Source organism: Pseudonocardia sp. MH-G8, from assembly GCF_002262885.1.
In the GTDB taxonomy this organism is placed as follows: domain Bacteria; phylum Actinomycetota; class Actinomycetes; order Mycobacteriales; family Pseudonocardiaceae; genus Pseudonocardia.
Genome location: NZ_NKYF01000035.1, coordinates 89,156 through 96,102 on the forward strand (window position 1 = coordinate 89,156; position 6,947 = coordinate 96,102).

Annotated in this window: 5 protein-coding genes; 3 read left to right on the forward strand and 2 right to left on the reverse strand. The window is 74.7% G+C overall.

Features of this window, described 5'->3' with window-relative positions; genetic code table 11:
- Positions 1-80: 80 nt before the first annotated feature.
- On the reverse strand, positions 81-1,064 hold the full coding sequence (rsmH, locus tag CFP66_RS42060) for a 16S rRNA (cytosine(1402)-N(4))-methyltransferase RsmH (protein WP_094930960.1): 984 nt from the start codon (positions 1,062-1,064) through the stop codon (positions 81-83).
- A 212-nt stretch (positions 1,065-1,276) separates the two neighbouring features.
- Positions 1,277-1,708 (reverse strand): division/cell wall cluster transcriptional repressor MraZ, encoded by a 432-nt coding sequence (mraZ, locus tag CFP66_RS42065; protein ID WP_094930975.1) that lies wholly within the window; start codon positions 1,706-1,708, stop codon positions 1,277-1,279.
- Positions 1,709-2,206: 498 nt separating this feature from the next.
- Here mraZ and CFP66_RS42070 point away from each other — a divergent pair, with 498 nt between their 5' ends.
- The 3 genes from CFP66_RS42070 to CFP66_RS42080 are packed head-to-tail and all read left to right on the forward strand — an operon-like array spanning position 2,207 to position 6,806.
- The gene (locus CFP66_RS42070) at positions 2,207-3,178 is read left to right on the forward strand and encodes a MoxR family ATPase (protein WP_233160166.1); all 972 of its coding nucleotides are present in this window, start codon (positions 2,207-2,209) and stop codon (positions 3,176-3,178) included.
- 5 nt (positions 3,179-3,183) lie between these two features.
- The gene (locus tag CFP66_RS42075; protein WP_094930962.1) at positions 3,184-4,449 is read left to right on the forward strand and encodes a DUF58 domain-containing protein; all 1,266 of its coding nucleotides are present in this window, start codon (positions 3,184-3,186) and stop codon (positions 4,447-4,449) included.
- Positions 4,446-6,806: a DUF3488 and transglutaminase-like domain-containing protein gene (locus CFP66_RS42080; RefSeq protein ID WP_143517581.1), complete on the forward strand. Its 2,361-nt coding sequence runs from the start codon at positions 4,446-4,448 to the stop codon at positions 6,804-6,806. Before CFP66_RS42075 ends, CFP66_RS42080 begins: the two co-directional genes overlap by 4 nt.
- Positions 6,807-6,947 lie beyond the last annotated feature (141 nt).

Below are 6,947 nucleotides of genomic sequence, written 5' to 3' on the forward strand. Positions count from 1 at the left end.
TGTCCCAGCCAGTGGCGTCTCGACCAGCATGCGCTCCTCCTGACGATCGGCGTGTCCCGCACGGATCCGTTCCAGCACCATCACGCCGCCACCTCCCGGATGCGTTCCGCGGCACGCAGGCGGACCGGTGCCGCCCGCGGGTTGTCGCTGATCTCCTCCTCGGTCGCCTGCTCGGCCCCACGGGTGAGCAGGCGCATCTCCGCACCGTGTCCCGGTAGCTCCACGGGGAGGTCCACCGGTGACCGGGACGACGCCCGCGCCGCCAGCTCCCGCTTCACGATCCGGTCCTCCAGCGACTGGTAGGCCAGCACGACGATCCGGCCCCCGACCACCAGCGCGTCGAGCGCGGCCGGCAGCGCGGTCCGCAACGCGGTCAGCTCCCCGTTGACCTCGATCCGCAGCGCCTGGAACGTCCGCTTCGCGGGATGGCCGCCGGTGCGCCGCGACGCCGCCGGAACGGCCTCGTACAGCAGCTCCACGAGCTCGCTGCTGCGGCGCAGCGGCGCCTTCTCCCGCCTGCGTGCGACGGCGGAGGCGATCCGGCCGGCGAACCGCTCCTCGCCGTACTCGCGCAGCACCCGCGCCAGCTGCGGCACCGGGTAGGTGTTGAGGACGTCGGCGGCGGTGGGGCCCGTGGAGGGGTCCATCCGCATGTCGAGGTCCGCGTCGCGGGAGTAGGAGAAGCCGCGCTCTTCGGCGTCCAGCTGCAGGGACGAGACGCCGAGGTCGAACAGCACACCGTCGACCCGGGAGAGCCCCAGTTCCCCCAGGACGTCGGCGATGCCGTCGTAGACGGCGTGCACGAGGTGGATGCGATCGGCGTGCGCGGCGAGACGCCGCCCGGCGATCGCGAGCGCGTCCTGATCCCGGTCCAGTCCGACGAGGGTGAGCTGCGGGTGCGCCGCGAGCAGCGACGCGGCATGCCCGCCGAGGCCGAGCGTGGCGTCGACGAGCACCGCGGGACGGTCGGCGAGCGCGGGTTGCAACAGGTCGGCGACCCGGGACAGGGCCACGGGAACGTGCCTGGCCCCAGCTGGCCCGCTCTCGTGGTCGTGCTGCCCCACCGCACACCTCCCTGCCCCGTGTCGCCGCGACCCCCGCAGGCCCGTGCTCCCAGCCGGGCCTGTGGCTTTCCCGCCCCGCCAGATCCGTCGGCTGCAATCCCCCGGGTCGGCGATGCCTCCACCCGGCAGACCTGGCACCGGGGAAGGTGCGCCAGGGCTACCGGGTGGGGGCACCGCCGGGTCCATCGCCACCCGCGTTCTGCCTCCCTGCGTCAGATCAGTCCGGGGAGCACCTCCTCCTGCGCCTGCGCGTAGGTGTCCTCGTGCTGGTCCTGGTACCGCTGCCAGGCCTCGGCGTCCCAGATCTCGGCGCGGGTGAACGCGCCGATCACCACGCACTCCTTGGACAGCCCCGCGTAGCGGCGCAGCTCGGGAGTGATCGCGATGCGTCCCTGGGAGTCGGGGTTCTGCTCGTCGGTGCCGGAGAAGAGGTTGCGCTGGAAGACGCGTGCGGACTCGCTCGTCAGCGGCGCGGACGCCACCTTCTGCGCCAGCTCCGTGAAGGCGTCACGGGTGAACACGTACAGACAGTGGTCCTGCCCCTTCGTGATCATCAGCCCGCCTCGCAACTCGTCGCGGAATTTCGCGGGCAACGTGAGCCGCCCCTTGTCGTCCAGCTTCGGGGTGTAGGTGCCGAGGAACACCGGCCCCACCTCCACCTGCGGCCCGTTGTGCCCCAGCGATCACCACATTACCCCACATCGCCCCACCGTCAACACGGGATGTGCCCCCCGTTTCGGGAAAGATCGCGGAAAACCGCAGGTCAAACGCAGTGGGGGAAGGTGGGGGACCACTCGCTCGCGGGACGGCGGCGTCGCTACGCAGAGTGTTCTTCGCGGCGACGCTGCGTCCGGAATCGCCGCCCGGGGACCCGATCAGCGGCCTCTGAGCGGGACAACACGCCCGTCCCACACACCGGTGGGGCACAGTGGGGGATCCCCGCGGTACCCATCAGGGGAGTATCTGCGCAGGTGTTTGACACACTGGTGCCTCGTCCCGCCCCGCCCGGGACGAGCAGGACGAGCGCGAGGAGGTCACGTGGCCGAGCTTGCGGGGTCACCGATGGACACAGCCCCGTCGGGCACGACGGCGATGAACGCCGGTGAGGAGCGGTCGTGACCACCACGAGTAGCCGAGCCGGCCTGGACGCCGATGCCGGCGGTGCCCTGGCCGAGGTCACCGAGTTGTGCGGCCGGATCGCGGCCAACGTGCAGCGCGTCATCGTCGGCAAACCGGAGGTGGTCCGCGTCGCGCTGGTCACCCTCCTCGCCGAGGGGCACCTGCTCGTCGAGGACGTGCCGGGCGTCGGCAAGACGTCGCTCGCGAAGGCGCTCGCGCGGTCCATCGACTGCTCGGTGAGCCGCGTGCAGTTCACCCCCGACCTGCTTCCCGCCGACATCACAGGCCTGTCGATCTACAACCGGCAGACCTCGGAGTTCGAGTTCCGCCCCGGCCCCGTGTTCGCCAACGTGGTGATCGCCGACGAGATCAACCGGGCCTCGCCGAAGACCCAGTCGGCGCTGCTGGAGTGCATGGCCGAGCACCAGGTCACCGTCGACGGTGCCACCTACGCGCTCGCGAGCCCGTTCATGGTCGTGGCCACCCAGAACCCCGTGGAGATGGACGGCACCTACCCGCTGCCGGAGGCCCAGCGCGACCGCTTCACCGCGCGCGTCAGCGTGGGCTACCCGGACCTCGCGGCAGAGCTCGCCATGGTCGACGAGCACAGCGCGTCCGACCCGCTCGAGATACTGCGCCCGGTCGCCGACGCCCGCCACGTCCGCGCGGTGGTGGACACGGTGCGGCGCGTGCACGTCGGAGCCGAGGTGCGCCAGTACTGCGTCGAGCTCGTCGGCACCACCCGGCGCATCCCCGATCTGCGCCTCGGCGCATCCCCGCGAGCCACCCTGCAGCTCGTGCGCGCGGCACGGGCCCAGGCCGCGCTCTCCGGGCGCACCTACGTGGTGCCCGACGACGTGCAGGCCGTCGCCGTGCCGGTGCTGGCCCACCGGCTCCTGCTGAGCGCCGACGCGATCGCCTCCCGGCGGTCGGCCGTCGACATCGTGCGCAGCCTGCTCGGTCGGCACCCGGTGCCAGCACCTCCGCGGGGCTGAGGCCCGTGCCCGTCCTCAGCGGCCGGCTCTCGGGACTCACGACCCGTGGACGCTGCCTCCTCGCGGCCGGCGCGGCCACGGCCGTGTGCGCGGTGGTGCTCGACGAACGTGACCTGCTGCGCGTCGGCGTCTTCGTCGCGTTGCTGCCGCTGCTGGCGCTGCTGCTGGCCGCGCGCACGCGGCGCATCGTCCGTGTCGAGCGCGAGCTCGATCCGGCCCGGGTGCCGGTCGACGTGGAGGTGTCGGTGGTCCTGCAGCTGCAGGGCGGGGCGTTGCTCGGGGCGCTGAGCCTCGTCGACGCCGCGCCGGACGCCGCAGGTCCGCAGGCCGATGCTCCCCCGCGCTTCACGGTGCACCGGCTCTCCAGCCGCGGGACGGCCACCCTGACCTATCCGCTGCGGCCCGTGCTGCGCGGCGTGCACCGCGTGGGCCCGGCCATCGGCACGGCGGGAGACCCCCTCGGCCTCGCCGAGTTCGAGAGGGAGCTCGCCGGAGCCGACCGGCTGCTCGTCCTGCCGCGGGTCGTGCCGCTGCGCGGGCTCCCGCCCGCCGTCGGCACCGGTGAGGGCACGCCCGGCGCTGCGCTCGCCCACCAGGGCCAGGGCGCGTCGGACGTCCTGATCCGCCCCTACCGGCAGGGCGACGAGATGCGCCGCGTGCACTGGCGCAGCTCGGCCCGGCACGACGAGCTGATGGTGCGGCTCGAGGAACGGCCGTGGCGTGGCGGGATGACCCTGCTGCTCGACCGCCGCGACGCCGCCCACCGTGGCCGCGGTGCCGACTCGAGCCTCGAGTTCGCGGTGAGCCTCGCGGCGAGCATCGGCGTCCACCTGCTCGAGCGCGGCGAGCCGTGCACCCTGGTCACCGAGGACGGCACCGCCCTCGTCCCGGCCGGCATCTCCGGCGGGCGCGAACCGATGCTCGACGCGCTCGCCGCGCTGCGCCCCTCGGCGCGCACCGACCTGGCCGGCCCGGACCTCACCACCGGCACCGACGTCCTGGCTGTGCTGGGAGCGCTCGGTCCCGGGCAGGTGGAGGCCCTGCTGGCACGCAGCAGCGGCATCGGGCACGCCGTGCTGCTCGACACCACGACCTGGGATCCCGCCTCCGCCTCCGCCCGCGGGCGCGGTTCGGCAGCGGGGCATGCGGCTGCGCTGCGGCGCGCCGGCTGGCAGGTGGCGGTGGCCACGGCCGGCGCGAGCCCTGCCCGGGTCTGGGACGACCTGGTGCTCGGCGCCGCGCCGGACGCCGTCCAGGGAGGCCGGTCGTGACCCGTTCCGCCACCCCGCCACGTTCCCGGCGGGAGTCGCCCCGCAGGTCGGCGGCCGAGGTGCCCGAGCCCCGCACACCACCCGCTCCCGCCCCGCAGCCGCCGGAACCGGCGCGCGCCCCCGTTCCCTGGGTGGCGTCCCTCGCATCCGGTGCCGCGGTCCTGCTCGCGGGCGCCCCCGTCGCCTCCGTCGTGCAGGGCGAGGCCTGGATCATCCATGCGGTGGCCGCCGTCGCCGCGGTGGTGGCGGCGGGCCTGCTGGCGCACCGCGCCGGGCCGGTCGTCGCCGCACTCGCCCAGGCCGTGTCCGTCCTGCTGGTCCTCACCGTCTCCTTCGGGGAGGGCACGCTGCTGGGCTTCCTCCCCGGCCCCGCCACGTTCGGCCGGTTCGGCGAGCTCTTCGCCGGGGCCGGCCTGCAGATCGACACCAGCACGGCACCCGTCGCCGCCACACCGGAGATCCACTTCCTCATCACGGTCGCGTTCGGGCTGCTCGCCCTGGGCGTGCACCTCGCGGCGGTGGTCTCGGCCGCACCGGCGGCCGCCGGCGTGCCGCTGCTCGCCGTGTTCGCCGTGCCGGCCGCACTGGCCGACCTGCTGCTCCCGTGGTGGACGGTCGTCGGCGCCGCCGCGGGGTTCGGGTTGCTGCTGGTGGCCGCAGGCGGACTGCGCGGCAGACTGGCCGGGGGCACCGCGCTCGTGGCCGGGGCCGTCGTGCTGGCGCTCGGCGTCGGCGTGGCCACCCCCTTCATCGGTACGGCCGGGCGCTTCGCCGGCGGCGGCAGCTCCGGGCCCGCGGCCGGTTCGATCGGGCTCACCCCGTTCACCGCGCTGCGCGGTCAGCTCGACCAGGCCACCCCCGTCGACCTCTTCGAGGTCAGCGGCCTCACCCGGCCCGCCTACCTGCGCGCGCTCACGTTGCAGCAGTACGTCCCCGACTCCGGCTGGCAGGCCACCCGGCCCGCTCCCGGGATCCCACTACCCGGGCCGGTGCAGCAGCAGCCGACCGTGCCGGGCGACTTCATCGACGTCGAGATCACGAACCTCGCGTTCCGCGACTACTGGCTCCCGCTCTACGGCGAGGTCATCGACGTCACGGGCCTGCCCGGCGACCAGTGGCTCTACGACACCGGCAGCGGCACCGGCTACAGCGGCAACCCGCGCGAGGAGGACGGCTGGCACCAGCGCGCGGTGCTCCCGGCGCCCACGATGCAACAGCTGCGCGCCAGCCAGGGCATCGAGGGCATCGGCCTGGAGTACCTCGACACCACCGGTGTCGACCCCCGCGTCGGGGAGATCGCCGCGGAGGTCGTGGGCGACGCCGGCCCGGGCTTCGACCGCGCCTTCGCCATCCAGAACTGGTTCGCCGGGCCCGGCACCCAGTTCACCTACAACCTGCAGACCGCGCCCGGCGGTGGTGACGACGCCCTCGTCGAGTTCCTGACGGTCGGGCGCACCGGCTACTGCGAGCAGTTCGCCTCGGCGATGGCCGTGATGCTGCGGACCGTCGGCGTGCCGGCCCGCGTGGCCGTCGGCTTCACCGGCGGCCGCGACGAGGGCGACCACCGCACGATCACCACGGCCGACGCGCACGCGTGGGTCGAGGCGTACTTCCCGCGCATCGGTTGGATGGCGTTCGACCCCACGCCGCTCAGCGACGGCCGCGCGATCGACCCGCCCTACGTCCAGGAGGCGCAGGCCGAGCTGGGCGGCGCCGAGGATGCCCTCGCCGAGGAAGCGCCCGCCCCGGAGGAGCTGCCGGGCGAGGCGCCCGGGTCCTCCCCCGACTCGCCGCAGCCGCAGTCGCCGCCCTCCCAGGCCGCGCCGCAGACGCCGGCGCCGGGCTTCGACGTCGCGCTCGTGCCGATCGGGGCAACGCTGGCGGCGGTGCTCGCCGTGGTGCTCGCCGCGTTCGTCCCCGCGATGCTGCGGTCCCGGGACCGGCGACGCCGGCTCTCGGCGGTGGCCGCCGGCGGGCCGGAGGCCGCCGCAGCCGGCTGGGACGAGTTGCTGGCCGAATCGACCGACCGCGGCGCGGAGAGCCCGCCGAGCGACACGGTGCGGTCCGCCGCCCGCCGGCTGGTCCGCGAGCACCACCTGGAGGCGGACGCGCAGCAGGCGCTGCGCACGGTCGTCGGTGCCGTCGAGGCGAGCTGGTACGGCGGGGCGCACCCGGATCCCGGCCGCCTCGACGATTCGGTGCGCACCGTGGCAGCGGGGATCGCGGCAGGCAGCGCACTGTCGCTGCGGGGCCGGCTGCTGCCCCGCTCGGTCGTGCAGCGGCTGCGAGCCCGTGCGCAGGGACGCGGCGGCAGCAGCCAGGATCGCGAACGCGCCGAGGTGGTCTCCCAGCGGTGATCCGCCCGCGCGGATGACGGGAGATCACCCGCGCCCCCAGTCACGCGAGTCGGGGCCCCAGTCACGCGAGTCGGGGCCCCAGTCACGCGAGTCGGGGCCCCAGTCACGCGAGTCGGGGCCCCAGTCACGCGAGTCGGGGCC